Raw genomic sequence first — 22,001 nt, forward strand, 5'->3', positions numbered from 1 at the left:
CACCCAAGCCGTCCACGAGGGACGGCCTGGTTGCAGGGCCTGTTCAGCTCAGGCGCTTACCACTTGTAAGTGGCGCTTGCGACGACACTGCGCTGGTCGCCGTAGTAGCAGTAGAAGCTGTCGCAAGTGGAGATGTAGTCCTTGTCCAGCAAGTTGGTGGCGTTGAGTGCCAGCGACGCGCCTTTGAGGCTGTTGTCCAGACGGCCGAGGTCGTAATGCACGGCGGCGTCGAACACGGTGTACGCGTCCGCCTTGCCCAGCCAGGTATTGGCTTTGTCGCCGTAGGTGTTGCCGGTGTAGCGCGCGCCGGCGCCGATGCCGAAGCCGTCGAGCACACCGCTGTGCCAGGTGTAATCGGCCCACAGCGAGGCTTGCTGATTCGGCATCAGTTGCAGACGGTTGCCCTTGTCGGCGCCGTTCTGCACTTCGGACTTGGCCAGGGTGTACGCGGCGATGACCTTCAGGTTGTCGGTGACGTCGGAGACGGCTTCCAGCTCAAGGCCTTTGACCTTCACTTCGCCGGTCTGACTGGTGATCGATACGCCGTTGACGAACGAGCTGACCGAGACATTTTTCTGGGTCAGGTCATACACGGCTGCCGTCAGCAGGGTCTTGCTGCCCGGTGGCTGGTACTTGATGCCCAGTTCCCACTGCTTGCCTTCGGTCGGTTTGAGCGATTCGGTCGACGAGGCGTCGGCGCCGGTGGTCGGCTGGAACGATTCGGCGTAGGACAGGTACGGCACGAAACCGGAATCGAACACGTAGCTGATCGCCGCGTTACCGCTGAACGCCTTGTCACGCTGGGTGTTGGTGGCGTCGCCCTTGTTGATGAATTGAGTGCTGGTGTGCACCCAGTCTTCCCGGCCGCCGAGGGTCAGGCGCCATTGGTCCAGGGCCATCTGGTCCTGAACGTAGAGGCCGGTCTGGTAGGTCTTCTGGTTGTAGTCATAGAACGCGGTGGTGCGCGCCGGACGCACGATCGGCTGACCATGGATCGGATTGTTCACGTTGATCTCCGGCGCGCTGCCGAAGATCGAGGTGTAGTTGGTGTTGCTGCGCTGGTGATCCAGACCCAGCAGCAGGGTGTGGCGGATGTCGCCGGTGGCGAAGTCGGCCTGGAAGTTGTTGTCCACGGCGAACTGGCTGATGTCTTCGTCGACGATGGTGGTGGTACGGCCGACGTTGCCGTCATTGTCCACTTGAGTGAACGGGTAGGAGCCGACGGTGATGCCCTGGAACGACAGATCCGACTTGGTGTAGCGCAGGTTCTGCTTGAACTGCCACACATCGTTCAGGCGATGTTCGAAGGCATAGCCCAGCGCGTAATAGGTGCGGTCGTAGTATTCCCAGTCCGGATCGCCCAGGTTCTTGTGATGGGAAACCTTGCCGAACGGCATGTCGATCTTGGTGCCCTGCACCGGCAGGAACTGGCTGGTGATGCCGGTATCGTCGCGGGTGAACTGGGTCAGCAGGGTGAATCTGGTGTCGTCGTCGATGTTCCAGGTCAGGCTCGGCGCGATGTTGTAGCGCTTGTTGTCGACGTGGTCGATCTGCGTGCCGCTGTCACGTACCACACCGCTGAGGCCGTAGAGAAACTGGCCGGCGTCATCGATCTTGCCGGTGCTGGCGAAGTTGATCTGGCGGTGGTTGTCGCTGCCGTATTGCAGTTGGATTTCGCTGCTCTGCACATCGCTCGGGCGACGGCTGACCATGTCCAGCAGGCCGCCCGGCGGGGTCTGGCCGTAGACGGACGAGGCCGGGCCGCGCAGCAGGGCGAGGCGATCGAGGTTCCAGGTTTCCTGTTTCGGGTTGGCGTACACGCCTTTTGGCAGGGGCAGGCCGTCGAGGAACTGAGTCGGTTCGAAACCGCGTACGCGCAGCCAGTCGGCGCGGGTGTCGCTGCCGTAGCTGCTGGCGGTGATCCCCGGCATATAGCGCACGGCGTCATCGAGGCTGTGCACGCCGCGGTCTTCCATTTGCTGGCGTGTGGCGACCGAAATCGAACGCGGTGCTTCGACCAGCGCGGTGTCGGTCTTGGTGCCGGCGGCGGTGCGGGTGGCGGTGTAGCCTTCGACCGGGCCCCAGGCGCTTTCGAAGTTTTCCACGCCGATCACCGAGGTTTCCGGCAGAGCCATCGCGCCTTCCGGCACGGCGACCAGGGTGTAGGTGCCGGTGCTGCTCTGTTCCAGTTGCAGACCGGTGCCGCGCAGGGCCGCGCGCAGGGCGCCGGCCGCGTCATATTGGCCGTTGACCGGCGCCGAGGTCTTGCCCGCCGCCAGCGACGGGTTCAGCGACAGCGTGAGGCCGCCCTGGCTGGCGATCTGATTCAGGGTGGTCGACAACGGAGCCGCCGGCAGGTTGTAGGCGCGTACGCTCGACGCCTGTTCAGCGGCGATCAGTTGGCTGCTGGCCAGCGGGGTGCAGAGGGCAATGGCGACCGCCAGCAAACTGGGGCGCAACAAGGTGTCTAGCGAACGGGACATACGGCGGCTCCTGAATGGAAATATTTCTCAATTGCCTGTGTGCCGGACGAGATTCGAAAAGTGATAGGGCTGGATGAAAATAATTTCGATTAACGAACGGCATCGCTGCGCAAGTCAGCAGAAAGTCCGTTTTCAGGGGGGGCAGGTGGCCTGTCGCGGGCAGGCAGCACCGAATGTCAGGGCTTCGGATCCGCCTTGGCCACGGTCACCCACCATGGCGTGTGCTGTTCGATCTGCACCGGCAAAGTCGGCAGCAGGGCGTTCAGCGCCTTGTCGGTGTCGTGCAGCGGGAAGCTGCCGGTGATGCGCAGGTCGGCGACTTCCGGCGCGATGCCCAGATGGCCGCGACGATAGCGCCCGAGTTCATGCACCAGGTCTTCCAGGCGCGCGTTGTCCACTACCAGCATGCCGCGGGTCCAGGCATCGGCGCCGGGGTTGAGCGCCACCACCGAATCCAGACCGTTATTGCGGATCAGCACTTGCTGGCCTTCGCGCAGGATCTGTTCCTGCGGATCGGATTGCGGATGCGCCGCCACCGCCGACTGCAACACGCTCAGGCGCGTGCCGGCGTCTTCGCGCTTGACCAGGAACCGCGTGCCCAGGGCGCGCATGCTGCCCTCGGCGGTTTCGACGATGAACGGCCGTGCATCGCCGTGACCGGTTTCGACGAGGATTTCGCCTTCCTGCAACACGATCAGGCGTTGTTTTTCATCGAAGCGGACATCCACTGCGCTGTGGGTATTGAGGTTGAGCACGGTGCCGTCGGTCAGGCGCACGGTGCGCTGTTCGCCGGTGGATGTGCGTTGATCCGCGAGCCAGTAGTCCAGCGGCAGATAACGTTCACCGGCAAACAGCGCCAGCCCAACCACCGCCACGACACTGGCCAATCCGCTGCCCAGCTTGCGCACCCGGCGGCGGATGCCTTCGCGCGATTGCAGCAACGCGCTGCGTGCCGGGCCCTTGGCCACGCTGAAACGCTGGTCGAGCATGCCCAGCTGGCGCCAGGCGCGGGCGTGTTCTTCGTTGGCCGCGTGCCATTTGGCGAACTCTTCGCGCTCCAGCGGCGTGCTGGAATCGAGGGTCAATTGCCAGGCAATCGCCGCGTCCAGCACATGGGCCGGGACCGGTCTAGAACTGGCCGGGCTCATGTTGGCTCACCGTACAGCGCGATGTAGCACTGTCGAATACCTTGGGCCAGGTACTGGCGCACGCGCGGGACCGACACGCCGAGTTTGTCGGCGATCTCGGCGTGGGTCAGGCCGTCGAGGCGGTTATAGAGGAAAGCGGCGCGGGCCTTGGTCGACAGCTTGCCGAGCATGCGGTCGATGGCCTTGAGGTCTTCGAGGATCAGTTGCTGTTCTTCGACCGAGGGCTGCTCGCCCTCGGGGATCAGCATCAGTTCGGTCAGATACGCCTGTTCCAGCGCCGCCCGGCGGAAGTAGTCGAACAACAAGCCTTTGGCAATGGCCACCAGAAACGCCCGGGGTTCGCGCGGTGTCAGCAGTTCGTCGCGGCCGAGCAGGCGGACGAAAGTGTCCTGGCTCAGGTCTTCGGCCCGTTGCGGGCAAGCCACGTTACGCCGCAGCCAAGCCAGCAGCCAGCCGCGGTGGTCGCGATACAACGCACCGACGAGCTCACTGTGAGGGCTTTGGGCTGAAGACACGACGACACCGACTGGGAAGTGTTAACTAACGAGAATTGTTCGCGATTGTGGCAGAGGTGGGAATGGTTAGCAATTGGCCACCGGTCGGGTTGTCGGGCGACAACCCGGATTCAGAACGAATGCGTCTGCTGGCGGCGCTTCCACTGACTCAGGCGTTGCTGCAGATTCAGCGGACTGTGGATCTGCTGCTGGCGCGCCCGACTGAACAGGATCAGCGCCAGTTCCGCGGTGGCCAGAGCATCGGCGCTCGCATGGTGGCGCTCGAACACTTCGAGCTTGAACCAGTCGATCCACTCGTCCAGCCCCGCCTCGCGAATATGTGCCTGCGGGCAAACCAGCGGGGCGATCTGCGCCACATCGAGAAACACCGTCTGCAACTTGTGCCCGAGATGTTCCTTCAGTGCGCGGCCGAGCATGTGCTGGTCGAACGAAGCGTGAAACGCCAGCACCGGACTGTCGCCGATAAACTCCAGCAACTCGACCAGGGCTTCGGTGGGCTCGCTGCCGGCGGCAATCGCGCTCGGGGCCAAGCCGTGAATCAACACGCTCGGGCCGAGTTTCAACTCGTGACATTGCAGGGTGCGTTCGAATTGCTGACTGAAGTCGATCGCACCGTCCTCGATCACCACCGCGCCGATCGACAGCACCCGATCCTTGCTCAGGTTCAGCCCGGTGGTTTCCAGATCCAGCACTACCCAGCGTTGCTCGCGCAGGCTGCACTCGCGCAGTTCGCCGATGGCCGGCAGTTTCGTCAGGCGCTGTTGCAGGTCGTCCGGCACAACGGGGCTGGCCGGACGCAGCCACGAGAACAGGCTCATAGCTGATACCGCAGGGTCAGGCTGCTTTGCAGGCGCTGGGCCTGGCGCAGGGATTCACGCAGGATGCGCCGGTCCAGATGATTGAGGCTGTCGGGATCGACCCGGTTCGAATACGGCAGGTTTTCCCGGGTCTGCAATTGATGCTGCTGCATGCGCGTCTGCTGAATGAAGTGGTACGCCTCTTCGTACGCGGCGCCATCCAGCCGGTCGATGACTTCTTTATCCACCAGTTGGCGGAAGCGTTCGAGGGTGTTGTTGGCGTCGATGCCGTTGGCCAGTGCCAGCAGGCGCGCACCGTCGACAAACGGGGTCAGGCCCTGAATCTTCAGGTCCAGGGTGGCTTTCTCGCCGTTCTTGCGGGTCAGCACGAACTCACGGAAACGTCCCACTGGCGGGCGGTTGCGCAAGGCGTTCTCGGCCATCATCCGCTGGAACAAACGATTGTCGCCGACCTGATCGAGAATCCCCCGGCGCAATTGTTCGCAACCCTGTTCGTCGCCCCAGACCACGCGCAGGTCGAAATAGATGCTGGAGCCCAGCAGGTTCTCCGGCGTCGCCTCGCGAATGAACGCGGAAAACCGTCGGGCCCATTCGGCACGGGACAGGCACAGCTGCGGATTGCCGGCCATGACGTTGCCCTTGCACAGGGTGAAACCGCATTGCGCCAGGCTGGTATTGATCTGCTGGGCGATGGGCAGCAGCTTGCCGCGAATCTCCGCCGCATGGACCGCATCCCGCGCATCGAACAGAATGCCGTTGTCCTGATCGGTGTGCAGCGTCTGCTCGCGCCGGCCTTCGCTGCCGAAGCACAGCCAGCTGAACGGCACACCGGGATCGCCTTTTTCGGCGAGGGTCAGTTCGATCACCCGGCACACGGTGTGATCGTTGAGCAGGGTGATGATGTGGGTGATCTGGGTCGACGAGGCGCCGTGAGCCAGCATGCGCTCCACCAGTTGGCCGATCTCGCCGCGCAGGGTCACCAGTTGTTCGACCCGCTGGGCGCTGCGAATGGTCCGCGCCAAGTGCACCAGATCCACCCGCTGCAGCGAGAACAGATCCCGCTCGGAGACCACGCCGCACAGGCGCCGATCCTTGACCAGACAGACGTGGGCGATGTGCCGTTCGGTCATGGCAATCGCCGCGTCGAAGGCGCTGTGATCCGGCGACAGATAGAACGGCGAGCGGGTCATGTGACGGTCGATCGGCTCGCTGAAATCGCCAACCCCTTCAGCCACTACATGCCGCAGATCGCGCAGGGTGAAAATCCCCAGCGGCGCCTTGTGCTCATCCACCGCGACGATGCTGCCGACCTGTTGTTCGTGCATCAGCTTCACTGCTTCGCGCAGTGGGGTGGAAGAGCTGCAGGTCACCGGATGGCGCATGGCCAATTCGCCGAGACGGGTGTTTAGCGAGTATTGGGTGCCGAGGGTTTCCACGGCTTTCTGCTGGACTTGCTGATTGACCTGATCCAGCAGGCTGCTGACCCCGCGCAGGGCGAAGTCGCGGAAGGTGTTGGAGAGGGCGAACAGCTTGATGAACGCCAGTTTGTTCAGTTGCAGGCAGAAGGTGTCTTCGCCAGCCAGATGCTCGGTGCGGGTCGCCCGTTCACCGAGCAACGCGGCAAGGGGAAAACACTCGCCGGTGGTGATTTCAAAGGTGGTTTCGGTGCCGCCCTTGGCCGTGTGCGGACGTTCGCCGACTACCCGGCCCTGCTTGACGATGTAGAAGTGTTCGACCGGCCCGTCGGCGGGTTTGATGATGCTCTCGCCCTGACCGTAGAAGCGCAGCTGGCATTGCTCCACCAGATAGGCCAGGTGAGCGTGTTCCATTTGATTGAAAGGGGGGAAGCGCTGGAGGAATTGCAAAGTGCCCTGAATGTTCTGCAACACCGCGGTTTTCCCTGCCTGGGTGAAGGCGTCCGCTTTACTCATAACCATTACCGCAGTCTTTTTCGAATTGTTGTTGTCGGATCGTTGCAGCCATGGTCGGCCCCATCGCGCGGGGTGCCCATTGGACGTAAGTCTAGGTTGGGCATGCCGTTGGGTAGTTTTCGGATATGCCCTACAAAATCAGTCGGAAATTCTTCGGTTCGCCCCTTGGAAAAAAATCCGACGAAGTGCACATTGAAGCTCTGCCCAGCGATGTCTGACCACTGTGCCAGGGGATCGAATTGAAAACGTAGAGAACGCCATGTCCGACCACGATATTTTGAGCGACGCCGAGCGGGAAGCGCTCAGCGCTGTAATGCTCGAACCCGATCTGCCACCGCAGCGTGTATTGATCGTCGATGACGACAAGGACGCCCGGGAGCTGTTGTCGGAGATTCTGGGATTGGACGGTATCCGTTGCATGACCGCCGCCAGCGGCGAAACCGCGCTGAAAATGCTCGCGGAAAAACCTTCGATCGGGTTGGTGATCACCGATCTGCGCATGGGCAACGTCGATGGCCTGGAGCTGATCCGCCAGGTGCGCGAATCCGTCAGGGCGGCGATGCCGATCATCATTGTGTCCGGCGATGCCGACGTGAAGGATGCGATTGCGGCGATGCATTTGAGCGTGGTGGATTTTTTGCTCAAGCCGATTGATACCGCCAAATTGCTCGGTCTCGTCAGACATGAGCTGGGCATCGAGCCCTAGCCAATCCGGCGCAAACAAAAAAAGCCCTGATCGAAAGATCAGGGCTTTTTCATGTCCGGCATCTGCGCGGGTTACAGGCCGTTGGCAGCCTTGAACTCGCGGCGACGACGGTGCAGGACCGGCTCGGTGTAGCCGTTCGGCTGTTTGGTGCCCTCGATCACCAGTTCGACTGCCGCCTGGAAGGCGATGTTGCTGTCGAAGTTCGGGGCCAGCGGACGGTACAGCGGGTCGTTGGCGTTCTGACGGTCCACCACCGGCGCCATGCGCTTGAGGCTTTCCATCACTTGCGCCTCGGTCACTACACCGTGGCGCAGCCAGTTGGCGATGTGCTGGCTGGAGATACGCAGCGTCGCACGGTCTTCCATCAGGCCTATGTCGTTGATGTCCGGCACTTTCGAGCAACCCACGCCCTGATCGATCCAGCGCACCACGTAACCGAGAATGCCCTGGGCGTTGTTGTCCAGTTCGTTCTTGATCTGCTCCGGCGTCCAGTTCGGGTTGACCGCCAGCGGAATGGTCAGGATGTCATCGACCGACGCGCGGGCACGTTTGGCCAGCTCGGCCTGACGGGCAAACACGTCGACCTTGTGATAGTGCAGCGCGTGCAGCGCAGCGGCGGTCGGCGACGGAACCCAGGCAGTGTTGGCGCCGGCCAGCGGGTGAGCGATTTTCTGTTCGAGCATCGCTGCCATCAGGTCGGGCATCGCCCACATGCCTTTACCGATTTGCGCACGACCTTGCAGGCCGGTGCTCAGACCGATATCGACGTTCCAGTTCTCGTAGGCGCCGATCCATTTCTCGGCCTTCATGTCAGCCTTGCGCACCATCGGGCCGGCTTCCATGGAGGTGTGGATTTCGTCGCCGGTGCGGTCGAGGAAACCGGTGTTGATGAACACCACGCGCTCGCTGGCCGCCTGGATGCAGGCCTTGAGGTTGACTGTGGTACGGCGTTCCTCGTCCATGATCCCGACTTTCAGGGTGTTGCGCGCAAGGCCCAGCACGTCTTCGATGCGACCGAACAGCTCGTTGGTGAACGCCGCTTCTTCCGGGCCGTGCATCTTCGGTTTAACGATGTAGACCGAACCGGTGCGGGTGTTCTTGCGTGAAGTGTTGCCGTTCAGGTTGTGCATCGCTGCGAGGCAAGTCACCAGACCGTCGAGGATACCTTCCGGCACTTCGTTGCCGTGCTTGTCGAGGATCGCGTCGATGGTCATCAGGTGACCGACGTTACGCACGAACAACAGCGAGCGGCCGTGCAGGGTCAATTCGCTGCCGTCGACCTTGGTGTAGGTGCGATCCGGGTTCATGGTACGGGTGAAGGTCTGGCCGCCCTTGGACACGGATTCCGCCAGGTCGCCCTTCATCAGGCCGAGCCAGTTGCGGTAGATCACCACCTTGTCGTCGGCATCGACAGCCGCCACGGAGTCTTCGCAGTCCATGATGGTGGTCAGCGCTGCTTCCATCAGGATGTCTTTGACGCCGGCGGCATCGGTCTGGCCGACCGGGGTGCTGGCGTCGATCTGGATTTCGAAATGCAGGCCGTTGTTTTTCAGCAGGATCGCAATCGGCGCATTGGCATCGCCCTGGAAGCCGATCAGCTGTGCGTCTTTGCGCAGGCCGCTGGTGCTGCCGCCCTTGAGGGTGACGACCAGTTTGCCGTCAGCGATCTTGTAGCCGGTGGAATCGACGTGGGAGCCGGTCGCCAATGGCGCGGCTTCGTCGAGGAACGCACGGGCGAAGGCGATGACTTTGTCGCCACGCACCTTGTTGTAGCCTTTGCCTTTTTCCGCGCCGCCGGCTTCGCTGATGGCGTCGGTGCCATACAGGGCGTCGTACAGCGAGCCCCAGCGGGCGTTCGAGGCGTTGAGGGCGAAGCGGGCGTTCATCACCGGGACCACGAGTTGCGGGCCGGCGGTACGGGCGATTTCGTCATCGACGTTTTGCGTCGTTGCCTGGAAATCAGCCGCTTCTGGCAGCAGATAACCGATCTCTTGCAGGAAGGCTTTATAGGCCACGGCGTCGTGCGGCTGACCGGCACGGCTCTGGTGCCAGCCATCGATACGAGCCTGGAAGTCATCGCGTTTGGCGAGTAGGGCTTTGTTCTTTGGCGCCAGGTCGTGAATGACCTTGTCGGCACCTTCCCAGAATTTGTCGGCGGTGAGGCCGGTACCGGGAATGGCTTCGTTGTTCACGAAGTCGAACAGGACTTTGGCGACCTGCAGGCCACCGACTTGAACGTGTTCAGTCATTGCTTGCCTCACTCTGCTCAGCTATTTCGCTTTTCAGCTCTTCAATTTAACAATGAAGCCTCTGGCCATTTAAACCACAAACCCCTCGACCAGTACATGCCATCGCTGGCGGCTGGGCTGGGACCAATCAACGGCTCGGGGGCCTTGCTGACGGGGCTTTCAGGGTTGCGAACGTGCCTTGGGCAGACATCGATCCAGCGTTATGTAGTGCGCGCTGCGGCATACTACATGATGAGTTGCGGTTGTGAAAATCAGACTAATTACGTCGTTCTGCGACCCCATGACGCATTGCGGTCACGGCGCGGAACGGGATGTTCTCAAAAAACCAATGGATTGTTCCAGTTAAATATAAAAAGTTGTACACGATTTGTGACTTCGAGCGTCTGAGGCGTCTGTGGAACGCTTGCCTATACTTGCTCTTCTATAACAAAAGTCATGACAAGAGGGCTGCGCCATGGATCACCTCGTACTCACCGTCTTCGCACCGGACAAGCCCGGGCAGGTCGAGCGCATCGCCCAATGCATCGCCGAACACGGCGGCAACTGGCTGGAAAGCCGCATGTCACGGATGGCCGGGCAGTTCGCCGGGATCCTGCGGGTGGGCGTGCCGGCGGAGGCTTACGACGAATTAGTCGATGCCTTACAAGCACTGTCGGCACAGGGCATTCGCGTGCTGGTGGCCGAAAGCGGTATCGAACAGGCCTGCACCTGGAAACCGATCGCCATGGAACTGGTGGGCAATGATCGTCCGGGGATCGTGCGTGACATCACCCGGCTGCTGAGCGAGCAGGGCGTGAACCTCGAACGGCTGGTGACCGAAGTGCGCCCGGCACCGATGAGCAGTGAACCGCTGTTCCACGCCGAAGCGATTCTCGCCGTGCCGCTGACTTTGTCGCTGGACGTGCTGCAATCGCGCCTGGAAACCCTGGCCGATGACTTGATGGTGGAACTGGTGCTGCGCACCGACCTGTGAAGACGGATCGGGTTATCCAGTTTAAACGTGCACCTGCCTGTGGATAACCTGTAGAGACTGAGCGCCAGGCCACGTCCGCCGTGGCTTGCCGAAGATTGATCAAAAAACCGCCAGCATTCAGTGACTTGCGCACAAACGACGGGGATCACGCTGTGGATAACCTTGGGAAGGAACGATACAGGCCACGAGAATCGTGGCCTGTGGAGGTTTGTGCGTTTTTTGATCAGCTGCGCCGACGCAGACTCATCCATGCATCGACGCTGTACACCGCCAGACCGGCCCAGATAAACATGAAGGCGATCAGCGTGCTGGATGACAAGTGCTCGCCGAACAGCAGCACGGCTTGCAGCAGCACCAGCGTCGGCGCCAGGTATTGCAGGAAGCCGAGGGTGGTGTAAGGCAGATGCCGTGCCGCCGCGTTGAAGCAGACCAGCGGCACCAGCGTCACCGGACCGGCTGCCACCAGCCACCAGGCTTCGGAAGTGGTCCAGAACTCGGCCTGGGCACTGGTCGCGGTCGGATTGAACAGCAGCCACGAGAGAGCGATCGGCACCAGCATCCAGGTTTCCACCACCAGCCCCGGCAGTGCCTTGACCGGCGCTTGCTTGCGGATCAGCCCGTAGAAACCGAAGGTCAGCGCCAGCACCAGCGACACCCACGGCAGGCTGCCGACCTGCCACACCTGCTGCGCCACACCGATAGCCGCCAGACCGACCGCCAGCCACTGCATGCGGCGCAAGCGTTCGCCAAGGATCAGCATGCCCAGCAGCACGTTCACCAGCGGGTTGATGTAATAACCGAGGCTCGCCTCCAGCATCCGGCCGTTGTTCACCGACCACACGTAAGTCAGCCAGTTGGCCGCGATCAAGGTGCCGCTGAGCGCAAGAATCGCCAGGCGTTTCGGGTTGTCGCGCAGTTCCTGCCACCAGCCGGGATGCTTCCACACCATCAACAGCAGCGCGCCGAACAGCGCCGACCACAGCACTCGATGAATGATGATTTCCACCGCCGGCACTTCGGCGATGGCTTTGAAGTAGAGCGGGAACAGTCCCCAGATGATGTAGGCACTCAGGCCCAGAATGTACCCGCGACGCGGGTTGGCGGCTTGCATGCAGAATCCTTGCTTAGGCAGCTAACAAAGCAGCGATTGTACGGGCAGTTGTATAGACGTGTCGTGTCAGAAAAGCTTCAACGGCTCTTCGTTCAACGCCGACAGTTGCTCGCGCAACGCCAGCACCTGATCGCCCCAATACCGCTCGCTGCCGAACCACGGAAAGCTGCGGGGGAACGCCGGATCGTCCCAGCGTCGGGCCAGCCAGGCGCTGTAATGCATCAGGCGCAAGGCGCGTAGCGGTTCGATCAGCGCCAGTTCGCGCGGGTCGAAGTCATGGAATTCGTTGTAGCCGTCCATCAATTCCGACAGCTGCCCGAGACAATCCTGACGATCGCCGGCGAGCATCATCCAGATGTCCTGCACCGCCGGGCCCATGCGGCAGTCGTCGAGGTCGACGATGTGGAACATCTCGTCGCGGCACATCATGTTGCCGGGGTGGCAGTCGCCATGCATGCGGATGTTCTGGTGCGGGGTGTTGGCGTAGACATCTTCCACACGCTTGAGCAGGTCGCGGGCGACAGACTCGTAGGCCGGCAGCAGGCTCCTGGGAATGAAGTCGCCTTCCAGTAAAGTGGTCAGCGAGTCATGGCCAAAGTTCTTCACCGCCAGCGCTTCGCGGTGCTCGAACGGTTTGGTCCCGCCGACCGCGTGCATGCGCCCGAGCAACTGGCCGAGGCGATACAACTGGTCGAGATTGCCCGGTTCCGGCGCCCGGCCACCGCGACGGGGAAACAGAGTGAAACGAAACCCGGCGTGTTCGTGCAGGGTTTCGCCGTTGTGGATCAATGGCGCCACCACCGGGATCTCGACGTCGGCCAGTTCGAAGGTGAACTGGTGTTCTTCGAGAATGGCTTCGTTGGTCCAGCGCTGCGGGCGATAGAACTTGGCGATCAGCGGTTCCAAGTCTTCGATGCCGACCTGATAGACGCGGTTTTCGTAACTGTTGAGCGCCAGAATGCGCGCGTCGCTCAGGAAGCCGATGCTTTCGACGGCATCGAGCACGAGGTCTGGGGTGAGGGTTTCAAACGGGTGGGCCATGCTGACTCCTGCGCGCAGCAGGCTGCCGCGTCCGGCTCAGCATGGTAGCGCAGACGGGCGGTCTTGAGTGGGATCGTTCCCGCGCAGCGCACGGGAACGATCAGAGCGTCGCCCGATCAGGCGCCGACGATCCCGCCATCTTCACGGGTAATCGCCATCACCGATGAGCGTGGCTTGCCGTTCGGCAGGTGCTCGGGGAAGGTCGAACCGCCGTTCTCGCCCGGATGCTGAATCCCGACGAACAGGGTTTTCTGATCCGGCGAGAAGCTGATCCCGGTGACTTCACACCCGATCGGCCCGACCATGAACCGGCGAATCTCACCGGTCGCAGGATCGGCGCAGAGCATCTGGTTGTTGCCCATCCCGGCGAAATCACCGGCGTTGCTCGAATCTCCGTCGGTGAGAATCCACAACCGTCCGGCCTTGTCGAAGCCGAGGCCGTCGGGGCTGTTGAACATGTTCTGCGAGGTGATATTCGAAGAGCCGCCTTTCGGCGTACCGGCGTGGACGCTCGGGTTGCCGGCGACCACGAACAAATCCCAGGCGAAGGTCTTCGACGCGTGATCGTCGCGGTCGGTGCGCCAGCGCAGGATCTGCCCGTAGACGTTCTTCTCGCGGGGGTTCGGCCCGCCCACCGGTTGCCCGTCTTCGCCGCGTTTGGCGTTGTTGGTCAGGGTGCAATAAACCTGGCCGTCTTTCGGGCTGACCACGATCCATTCCGGACGGTCCATGCGCGTGGCGCCGACCACACTGGCGGCGAGACGTGCGTGAATCAGCACTTCGGCCTGATCGGCGAAACCACTGCTGGCGTCGATGCCGTTCTTGCCGTGGGTCAGTTCGATCCACTGGCCCTGGCCTTTCGGGTGATCCGGATTGCCGTCGCCGGCATCGAACCTGGCGACGTACAGCGTGCCGTGATCGAGGATGTCGCGGTTGGCTTTGGCGTTGCGGTGATTGATCTTGTCGCGGCTGACGAATTTGTAGATGAACTCGCCGCGTTCGTCGTCACCCATGTACACCACGGCGCGACCGTCGTCGGTCTCGGCCAGTGCGGCGTTTTCATGTTTGAAGCGGCCCAGTGCGGTGCGTTTGACCGGGGTCGATTGCGGGTCGAACGGGTCGATCTCCACGACCCAGCCATGGCGGTTGAGCTCGTTGGGGTTCTTCGCCATGTCGAAGCGCGGATCGAATGGATGCCAGTTGATCTCGCGGCTGGCGGCCGACACACCGTAGCGTTTCTGCGCCGGGTCGAACTGTTGCTGGGCGTTGCTGCTGCCGAAGCAGTCGGTGAAGTTCTCTTCGCAGGTCAGATAAGTGCCCCACGGCGTCTTGCCGTTGGCGCAGTTCTGGAAGGTGCCAAGGACTTTCTTGCCGTGCTTGTCGGCGCTGGTTTTCATCAGCTCGTGACCGGCGGCCGGGCCGCTGATACGCAGCGGCGAGTTACCGTGGATGCGCCGGTTGTAGCGCGAGCCCTGGACGAACTGCCACTGGCCGTTCTTGCGCTGCACTTCGATCACCGACACGCCTTCGCAGGCCAGGGCCTTGCGCACGTCCTCGGCCGATTGCGGCATGCCGCCGTGCGGGTAGAGGTAGCGGTAGTTGGTGTATTCGTTGTTGATCGCCATCAACGCGCGGTTTTTCTCGCCCGGGAATTCAAACAGGCTCATGCCGTCGTTGTTGTCGCCGAACTGCACTTCCTGTGCGGCCGCGGTGCCGTTGCCGCTCGGGTCGAAGGCCGGGCCGTTCTTGTGCAGCGGTTGACCCCAGCTGATCAGCACCGACGACTTGTAGCCCTTGGGCAGGCTGATGGTGTCGGTGGTGGCCGCCGGAATGCTGTCGAAGCCGAGCAGACGGCTGTTGCCGGCGCTGACACTGGCGGCCAGCACGCTGCGGCTCAGCAGGTTGCCGCCGAGGAACATCGCCGCGCCGCACAGCGCGCCGGCGCTGATGAAACCGCGACGGCTCAGGCCGACCATTTTTTCCAGGTCTGTGGATTGGTTTTCTTCTAATAGGCTCACATCAGGCTCCCTGCATGGTTTTGGCAGCCACCTTAATGCGGGTCGATGACGCTTTCGTTGCAGCGCTGTTTAGAGCGGTGTTCCGAGCAGCACATTGGACGGGGAAAACTGCACCTGCACCGCTTGCTCGACCGTCAGGCCTCGGGTGCGCAAGTCCAGCGGTTCGGCCAGCGCGCACAGGGTCTGGCCGTTGGGCAGGGCGATGCGCACTTCGCTCGGGCCGTCTTCGGCGTCGAGAATCGCCTCGATCCGGCCGCTCAAAAGATTCTGGCCAACGGCAGGTGTGGCCTGTGGAGCGAGCAGTTCGAGCCAGCCGGCCTTGATCAGTGCCACCACTTCGGTGCCCGGTTGCAGCTCCAGGTGAACGGTGCTGTCGTGGGTGATCTGCGCGTCGATCGACAGGCCTTCGGCCAGTTCGAGGCGGATCAGGTCGTTGCGGCCCTGGCCTTCGATCAGCACGACTTTGCCGTGCAGTTGATTGCGCGCGCTGGTCCTGAGCATCAGCCGACCGAGCAGGTCCAGATCGCTGGCGTCCTCGGCTGCTTCCAGTACTTGAGCCTGCAAGGCTTGCAGCTTTTGATACAGGCGCAGCACTCGCTCGCCCTCGCTCGAGAGTCTGGCGCCACCGCCGCCCTTGCCGCCGACCGCGCGCTCGACCAGAGGCTTTTGCGCAAGGTTGTTCAGCTCATCGATGGCATCCCACGCCGCCTTGTAACTCAGGCCGGCGCTTTTTGCGGCGCGGGTGATCGAACCCTGTTCGGCGATGTGTTGCAGCAAGGCGATGCGCTGTGGACGGCGGACGATGTGCTGGGACAACAAAGAGGGCAGGGCCATGGCGGACGCTTTGTGCTGAAGGGTTGAGGGAGGACGTTGGCGGCTCGAAGCGTATCCGTCAAGCCGCGTCGCCGGGTTTTGGCGTGCGGGCCAGGCAGTACACATCCACCCGCGCGGCGCCGGCGTCCATCAGCAAACGGGCCAGTGCCTGAGCGGTGGCGCCGGTGGTCAGCACGTCGTCGACCAGGGCCAGGTGCCGGCCTTGCACCAGGGCATCGGGGCTCAAGGCGAAGGCGTGACGCAGATTGCGTTTACGCGCCTTGGCGTTGAGGGCCTGCTGGGCGTCGGTATCCTGCACGCGCAAAAGGCTGTGCTCCTCGCAAGGCAGGTCGAGTGACTTGCCCAGCCACTGCGCCAGCATCGCCGCTTGATTGAAGCCGCGCTGGCGCAGGCGTTTGGGTGCAAGCGGCACCGGCACCAGGGCGTCCGGGCGCGGCAGGTCTTCTTCGAAGCGATGTTGCAGGAATTGGCCAAGAACGTCGGCGAGCAAGTGGCCAAGCGGCCATTTGCCGTTGTGCTTGAAACGAGTGATCAGCGTGTCCACCGGAAAGCTGTAAGTCCAGGGCACGGCCACCGTTTCAAAGGCCGGCGGTTCCTGCAGGCAGCCGCCACAGGTCAGGCCGTAGGCGGGCAAGGGCAGGGCGCAGGTCAGGCATTGATCGCCCAGCCACGGCAAATCGGTTTCACAAGCGCTACAGATCGGGATTTGCGCCTCTGCCGGTTCGTCACACAACAAGCAGTGTTGTTTGTTTTTTAACCAGATGTAAACCGGTCTCTCGTGGTCTGGTTGACAGCGCATGACTCTTCCTTAAATATGCCGAACATCCGTGTCGTGCCTGTGGGTATTCCGTTTCCCCAGGCGCAAGCCAAGCATAACCAAGGAAACGCCCATGAGCGCCAGCACCACTGCCACCCTGCGTCACGACTGGACTTTGGCTGAAGTCAAAGCACTGTTCGTTCAGCCATTCAACGACTTGCTGTTCCAGGCGCAGACGGTGCACCGCGCGCATTTCGACGCCAACCGCGTCCAGGTTTCCACCCTGCTGTCGATCAAGACCGGTGCCTGCCCGGAAGATTGCAAATATTGTCCGCAGTCCGGTCACTACAACACCGGGCTGGAAAAAGAGAAGCTGATGGAAGTGCAGAAAGTCCTCGAAGAGGCTGCACGCGCCAAGGCCATCGGTTCGACCCGTTTCTGCATGGGCGCGGCGTGGAAGCACCCGTCGGCCAAGGACATGCCCTATGTGCTGAAGATGGTCGAAGGCGTGAAGGCCATGGGCCTGGAAACCTGCATGACCCTCGGTCGTCTCGATCAGGATCAGACCGAAGCACTGGCCAAGGCCGGGCTCGACTACTACAACCACAACCTCGACACCTCGCCGGAGTTCTACGGCAGCATCATCACCACCCGCACCTATGCCGAGCGTCTGCAGACCCTGGCCTATGTGCGCGATGCGGGGATGAAGATCTGCTCCGGCGGCATCCTCGGTATGGGCGAGTCCCTCGATGACCGCGCGAACCTGCTGATCCAGTTGGCCAACCTGCCGGAGCACCCGGAATCGGTGCCGATCAACATGCTGGTGAAAGTCGCCGGCACGCCGCTGGAAAACGCTGACGACGTCGATCCGTTCGACTTCATCCGCATGCTCGCCGTGGCGCGGATCCTGATGCCGCAATCCCACGTGCGCCTGTCCGCCGGCCGTGAAGCGATGAACGAGCAGATGCAGGCCCTGGCGTTCTTCGCCGGCGCCAACTCGATCTTCTACGGCGACAAACTGCTGACCACCGCCAACCCGCAGGCCGACAAGGACATGCAGTTGTTCGCACGTCTGGGCATTCAGCCGGAAGCCCGCGAAGAGCACGCCGACGAAGTGCATCAGGCTGCCATCGAGCAGGCGCTGGTGGAGCAGAAGAGCAGCGAGCAGTTCTACAACGCGGCGGTCTGAAACTCGCCCCGATTTGCTGAAGGAACACTCCCCTGTGGGAGCTGGCTTGCCAGCGATAGCGGACTGACAGTCGACACTGATGTTGAATGTGGCGCCGCCATCGCTGGCAAGCCAGCTCCCACAGGATCGGTGTCCATCCTGATTCATGTGATTTGACTGTTCGAGGCTTGCATGTCTTTCGATCTCGCCGCACGCCTTGCTGCCCGTCGTGCCGACAATCTCTATCGCCAGCGACCGCTGCTTGAAAGCCCACAAGGGCCGCAGGTGGTGGTCGACGGTCAGCCGCTGCTGGCGTTCTGCAACAACGATTACCTGGGCCTGGCCAATCATCCGCAAGTGATCGAAGCCTGGCGCGCCGGTGCCTCGAAGTGGGGCGTCGGCGGCGGTGCCTCGCATCTGGTGATCGGCCACAGCGGCCCGCATCACGAATTGGAAGAAGCCCTGGCAGACCTCACCGGACGGCCGCGTGCGCTGTTGTTCACCACCGGTTACATGGCCAACCTCGGCGCGGTCACCGCATTGGTCGGGCAGGGCGATACGGTGCTGGAAGATCGGCTCAACCATGCCTCGTTGCTGGATGCCGGATTGTTGTCCGGCGCGCGCTTCAATCGTTATCTGCACAACGACGCTGACAGCCTCGCCAAGCGTCTGGAGAAAGCCACCGGCAATACGCTGGTGGTCACTGACGGCGTGTTCAGCATGGACGGCGATCTCGCCGATCTGCCGGCGCTGGCCCGGGAAACCAGGGCCAAAGGCGCTTGGCTGATGGTCGATGACGCCCACGGTTTCGGCCCGCTGGGGGCAAACGGTGGCGGGATCGTCGAGCATTTCGGTTTGAGCCAGGAAGATGTGCCGGTGCTGGTCGGCACGCTCGGCAAAGCGTTCGGCACGGCGGGTGCGTTCGTGGCAGGCAGTGAAGAACTGATCGAAAGCCTGATCCAGTTCGCCCGCCCGTACATCTACACCACCAGCCAGCCACCGGCGCTGGCCTGCGCAACCTTGAAGAGTCTGGAGTTGCTGCGCAGCGAACACTGGCGTCGCGAGCATTTGCAGACGCTGATCCGCCAGTTCCGCCATGGCGCCGAACAGATCGGTCTGGAACTGATGGACAGCTTCACGCCGATCCAGCCGATCCTGATCGGCGATGCCGGTCGCGCCGTGCGTCTGTCGCAGATGCTGCGCGAGCGTGGACTGATGGTCACCGCGATCCGTCCGCCGACCGTGCCTGCCGGCAGCGCGCGGTTGCGGGTGACGCTGACCGCCGCCCACAGCGAGGCACAGGTGCAGCTATTGTTAGAAGGACTGGCCGATTGCTTTGCGCAACTCAAGTCGGAGCCAAGCCATGCGTGATCGCCTGATTCTGCTGCCGGGTTGGGGGCTCGGCGTTTCGCCACTGGAGCCGCTGGCCGCTGCGTTACGCGGACTCGACGAACACCTGCAGGTCGACATCGAGCCGTTGCCGGAACTGGACTCCAGCGATCTGCACGATTGGCTCGACGAGCTCGATGAGCGCATCCCCGAAGATGCCTGGCTTGGCGGCTGGTCGCTGGGCGGCATGCTCGCTTCCGAGCTGGCGGCACGGCGTGGCGAACATTGCTGCGGCTTGTTGACCCTGGCGAGCAATCCTTCGTTTGTCGCTCATGAACAGTGGCCGAGCGCGATGCCCGGCGAGACCTTCGATGGGTTTCTGGCCAGCTGCAGCGCCGACCCGCGCACGACCCTCAAGCGATTCTCTCTGCTGTGTGCCCAGGGCGCGCAAGACGCGCGCGGCTTGTCGCGGCTGTTGCTCGGCGGCGCGCCGAATACCTCGCCAGCCGCGTTGATGGCCGGTCTGGAATTGTTGGCGCAGATCGATACACGCGAAGCCTTGCAGGCGTTTCGTGGCCCGCAATTGCATCTGTTTGGCGGGATGGACGGGCTGGTGCCGGCGGAAGCCGCGGGCGAGTTGTTCGCGTTGCTGGCGGATGTCGAGGTCGGCCTGATCGAGCAGGCCAGCCATGCGTTTCTTCTGGAAGACCCCCACGGTGTGGCGGGTGCGATCCAGGCGTTTTTGAGTGAGTGCGGTGATGACTGATTTGTCTGTTGCGGCGTTGCCCGGCGGCTTGCCTGACAAGCGCCAGGTCGCGGCTTCTTTTTCTCGCGCAGCGGCCAGCTATGACAGCGTCGCCGAGTTGCAGCGCGATGTCGGTACGCAGTTGATGAATCGCTTGCCGGTGGATTTTCGGCCGGCACGCTGGCTGGATCTGGGCTGTGGCACCGGCTATTTCACCCGGGCGCTGGCCGAGCGATTTGGTGAGGGGCTGGCACTGGATATCGCTGAGGGCATGCTCCATCACGCGCGGCCGTTGGGTGGGGCCATGCACTTTATTGCTGGCGATGCCGAACGTTTACCGTTGCAGGATTCGACGTGTGATCTGATCTTCTCCAGCCTCGCCGTGCAGTGGTGCGCGGACTTCGAAGCGGTGCTCGGCGAAGCGTTTCGGGTGCTGAAACCGGGGGGGATTTTCGCGTTTGCTAGTCTTTGTGCAGGGACGCTGTACGAGTTGCGCGACAGCTGGCGTCAGGTCGATGGTCTGGTGCACGTCAACCGCTTCCGCGAATTCGCCCGCTACGAGCAATTGTGCGCGGCCAGTGGTTTGCGCAGTGTTTGTCTGGAGAACCGGCCGCATGTGCTGCATTACCCGGATGTGCGCAGCCTGACCCATGAACTCAAGGCCTTGGGCGCGCATAACCTGAACCCTGGCCGGCCGGGTGGGTTGACCGGACGGGCGCGGATTCTGGGGCTGGTCGAAGCCTACGAGCAGTTCCGTCAGCCGCAGGGCTTGCCGGCGACTTATCAGGTGGTCTACGCCGTGTTGGAGAAACCCTTATGAGCGCAGCCTATTTCATCACCGGAACCGACACTGACGTTGGCAAGACCACCGTCGCCGCCGGGTTGCTGCACGCTGCGCGGTCGGCGGGGCTGAGTACGGCGGCGGGCAAACCGGTAGCGTCCGGTTGCGTAGTGACGCCCAGAGGTTTACGCAATTCCGATGCGCTGGCGTTGCAGGCCGAATGCTCGTTGCCGCTGACGTATCAACAGGTCAATCCGGTGGCGTTCGAGCCAGCGATCGCGCCGCATCTGGCAGCGCGTGAGGCGGGTGTGGCGCTGACCGTGCAATCGTTGCTGGGACCGATGCGCGAGATTCTGGCCATGAACGCCGACTTCACGCTGATCGAAGGCGCGGGTGGCTGGCGGGTGCCGCTGGCGGATCAGGACAATCTGTCGGATCTGGCGATTGCGCTGAAGCTGCCGGTGATTTTGGTGGTCGGTGTGCGTCTGGGTTGCATCAGCCACGCGCTGTTGACCGCCGAGGCGATTGCCCGAGACGGGCTGCAATTGGCCGGATGGGTGGCGAACATCATTGATCCGAAGACGTCGCGGCTCGAAGAAAACCTCGCGACACTGGCCGAGCGGATTCCGGCACCCTGCCTGGGGCGGGTGCCGAAACTCAAGGCCGTCAGCGCCGAAGCGGTCGCCGATCACTTGCAACTGGATCTGCTCGACTGATTTTGGCTATGACAAGGCACTGTGCCATTAGTGTTTTTGACGGGTGTTTTTCTGACGCCTCTGGTTCAATGGCACCCATTGATCCTTCCCAAGGATGAGAGCTCCCATGGAAATCTCTGGAAACACAGCTTTTTATGCAGGTCTGAGCACCATTCAGACCGGGCAGAACCGCGTCGATCAGGCCGCTAGCCAGATCGCCAACAACACCATCGAGCGTTCGGTTACCAGCCAGTCTTCCGAAGCCCAGATCGATCGCCTGCGCAGTGTGGATCGCAGCCAGCAAATGGATCCGGGCAGCGCCATGGCCGAGATGGCCCAAGGCAAGTTTCAAGTGGAGCTGGGCACGAAAGTCGCGAAGGCTTCCGATGAAATGCTCGGTACGATCATCGATACGTTCGCCTGATTTTTTGATCCGCGCTTTGCCAGACGCCGCGACTGTTCGCGGCGTTTTTCGTTGTAAGTCCTTCTCCCTCAACTAATCTTTTTTCAGTGCACATGGCCCGGTCGGGTGCATGTCGCGCTGCTGTGTCCGGCGTTCGGAAAATGTGATGACGAATGGCAAAAGAACGACGCTTGACAAGATTTCGGCGTAAACGTATGTTTCAAACAACTGTTTGACCGTCACAACAAATCAATGCGGTCGTTCATTCCCGGTTACATCAGCAGAGGTTTATCGCT

The 22,001-nt window shown here is 62.2% G+C and carries 19 protein-coding genes; 8 read left to right on the top strand and 11 right to left on the bottom strand.

The features are described 5' to 3' along the window. Positions 1–56 precede the first annotated feature (56 nt). The 5 genes from ACTJK7_RS21470 to ACTJK7_RS21490 form a co-directional block, all read right to left on the bottom strand. The gene (locus ACTJK7_RS21470; RefSeq protein WP_085654013.1) at positions 57–2,483 is read right to left on the bottom strand and encodes a TonB-dependent siderophore receptor; all 2,427 of its coding nucleotides are present in this window, start codon (positions 2,481–2,483) and stop codon (positions 57–59) included. Between the two features lie 176 nt (positions 2,484–2,659). Further along, positions 2,660–3,631 carry a FecR domain-containing protein gene (locus ACTJK7_RS21475; protein WP_085654014.1) on the bottom strand — a complete coding sequence of 324 codons (972 nt, stop codon included), beginning with the start codon at positions 3,629–3,631 and terminating at the stop codon, positions 2,660–2,662. Beyond that, positions 3,628–4,146: an RNA polymerase sigma factor gene (locus tag ACTJK7_RS21480; RefSeq protein ID WP_039768032.1), complete on the bottom strand. Its 519-nt coding sequence runs from the start codon at positions 4,144–4,146 to the stop codon at positions 3,628–3,630. Before ACTJK7_RS21480 ends, ACTJK7_RS21475 begins: the two co-directional genes overlap by 4 nt. Before the next feature lie 110 nt (positions 4,147–4,256). Further along, positions 4,257–4,964: a 3'-5' exonuclease gene (locus ACTJK7_RS21485; protein WP_011336254.1), complete on the bottom strand. Its 708-nt coding sequence runs from the start codon at positions 4,962–4,964 to the stop codon at positions 4,257–4,259. Next, entirely contained in the window at positions 4,961–6,901 is a 1,941-nt protein-coding gene (locus ACTJK7_RS21490; protein ID WP_085654015.1) for a putative nucleotidyltransferase substrate binding domain-containing protein, read from the bottom strand. The genes ACTJK7_RS21485 and ACTJK7_RS21490 overlap by 4 nt, the downstream gene beginning before the upstream one ends. 253 nt (positions 6,902–7,154) lie before the next feature. On the opposite strand from ACTJK7_RS21490, the gene ACTJK7_RS21495 reads away from it, so the two are divergent. After that, a complete protein-coding gene (locus ACTJK7_RS21495; RefSeq protein WP_085654016.1) occupies positions 7,155–7,601 on the top strand; it encodes a response regulator in 447 nt (148 codons plus the stop codon). 71 nt (positions 7,602–7,672) lie between these two features. Here the strand turns inward: ACTJK7_RS21495 and ACTJK7_RS21500 are convergent, their stop codons facing one another. Further along, positions 7,673–9,850 (bottom strand): malate synthase G, encoded by a 2,178-nt coding sequence (locus ACTJK7_RS21500; protein WP_085654017.1) that lies wholly within the window; start codon positions 9,848–9,850, stop codon positions 7,673–7,675. 454 nt (positions 9,851–10,304) lie between these two features. Between ACTJK7_RS21500 and ACTJK7_RS21505 the strand changes: the two genes are divergently transcribed. Then, a complete protein-coding gene (locus ACTJK7_RS21505; protein WP_011336250.1) occupies positions 10,305–10,823 on the top strand; it encodes a glycine cleavage system protein R in 519 nt (172 codons plus the stop codon). Between the two features lie 223 nt (positions 10,824–11,046). Here the strand turns inward: ACTJK7_RS21505 and rarD are convergent, their stop codons facing one another. From rarD to ACTJK7_RS21530, 5 genes are all read right to left on the bottom strand, one after another. Next, entirely contained in the window at positions 11,047–11,934 is an 888-nt protein-coding gene (rarD, locus tag ACTJK7_RS21510; RefSeq protein WP_108563411.1) for an EamA family transporter RarD, read from the bottom strand. 66 nt (positions 11,935–12,000) lie between these two features. After that, entirely contained in the window at positions 12,001–12,975 is a 975-nt protein-coding gene (locus ACTJK7_RS21515; protein WP_440779559.1) for a serine/threonine protein kinase, read from the bottom strand. A gap of 116 nt (positions 12,976–13,091) precedes the next feature. Next, positions 13,092–14,993, bottom strand: coding sequence for a PhoX family protein (locus ACTJK7_RS21520; RefSeq protein ID WP_108563409.1), 1,902 nt, complete (start codon positions 14,991–14,993; stop codon positions 13,092–13,094). 69 nt (positions 14,994–15,062) lie between these two features. Then, entirely contained in the window at positions 15,063–15,827 is a 765-nt protein-coding gene (locus tag ACTJK7_RS21525; protein WP_201817831.1) for a TOBE domain-containing protein, read from the bottom strand. 58 nt (positions 15,828–15,885) lie between these two features. Next, positions 15,886–16,626: a ComF family protein gene (locus ACTJK7_RS21530; RefSeq protein ID WP_108563407.1), complete on the bottom strand. Its 741-nt coding sequence runs from the start codon at positions 16,624–16,626 to the stop codon at positions 15,886–15,888. 91 nt (positions 16,627–16,717) lie between these two features. Here ACTJK7_RS21530 and bioB point away from each other — a divergent pair, with 91 nt between their 5' ends. The 6 genes from bioB (at position 16,718) to ACTJK7_RS21560 (ending at position 21,726) form a co-directional block, all read left to right on the top strand. Beyond that, positions 16,718–17,773 carry a biotin synthase BioB gene (gene bioB, locus ACTJK7_RS21535; protein WP_011336244.1) on the top strand — a complete coding sequence of 352 codons (1,056 nt, stop codon included), beginning with the start codon at positions 16,718–16,720 and terminating at the stop codon, positions 17,771–17,773. A gap of 171 nt (positions 17,774–17,944) precedes the next feature. Next, positions 17,945–19,123, top strand: coding sequence for an 8-amino-7-oxononanoate synthase (gene bioF / locus ACTJK7_RS21540; RefSeq protein ID WP_108563406.1), 1,179 nt, complete (start codon positions 17,945–17,947; stop codon positions 19,121–19,123). After that, on the top strand, positions 19,116–19,847 hold the full coding sequence (locus ACTJK7_RS21545; protein WP_108563405.1) for an alpha/beta fold hydrolase: 732 nt from the start codon (positions 19,116–19,118) through the stop codon (positions 19,845–19,847). The genes bioF and ACTJK7_RS21545 overlap by 8 nt, the downstream gene beginning before the upstream one ends. Next, positions 19,840–20,646, top strand: coding sequence for a malonyl-ACP O-methyltransferase BioC (gene bioC / locus ACTJK7_RS21550; protein WP_108563404.1), 807 nt, complete (start codon positions 19,840–19,842; stop codon positions 20,644–20,646). The genes ACTJK7_RS21545 and bioC overlap by 8 nt, the downstream gene beginning before the upstream one ends. Then, complete coding sequence (gene bioD / locus ACTJK7_RS21555) at positions 20,643–21,323, top strand: dethiobiotin synthase (RefSeq protein WP_011336240.1); 681 nt, start codon at positions 20,643–20,645, stop codon at positions 21,321–21,323. The genes bioC and bioD overlap by 4 nt, the downstream gene beginning before the upstream one ends. Positions 21,324–21,429: 106 nt before the next feature. Then, positions 21,430–21,726 (top strand): pyrroloquinoline quinone biosynthesis protein PqqE, encoded by a 297-nt coding sequence (locus tag ACTJK7_RS21560; protein ID WP_108563403.1) that lies wholly within the window; start codon positions 21,430–21,432, stop codon positions 21,724–21,726. Positions 21,727–22,001: the final 275 nt, after the last annotated feature.

This window comes from Pseudomonas sp. 22085 (genome assembly GCF_052045815.1).
GTDB lineage: Bacteria > Pseudomonadota > Gammaproteobacteria > Pseudomonadales > Pseudomonadaceae > Aquipseudomonas > Aquipseudomonas glycinae.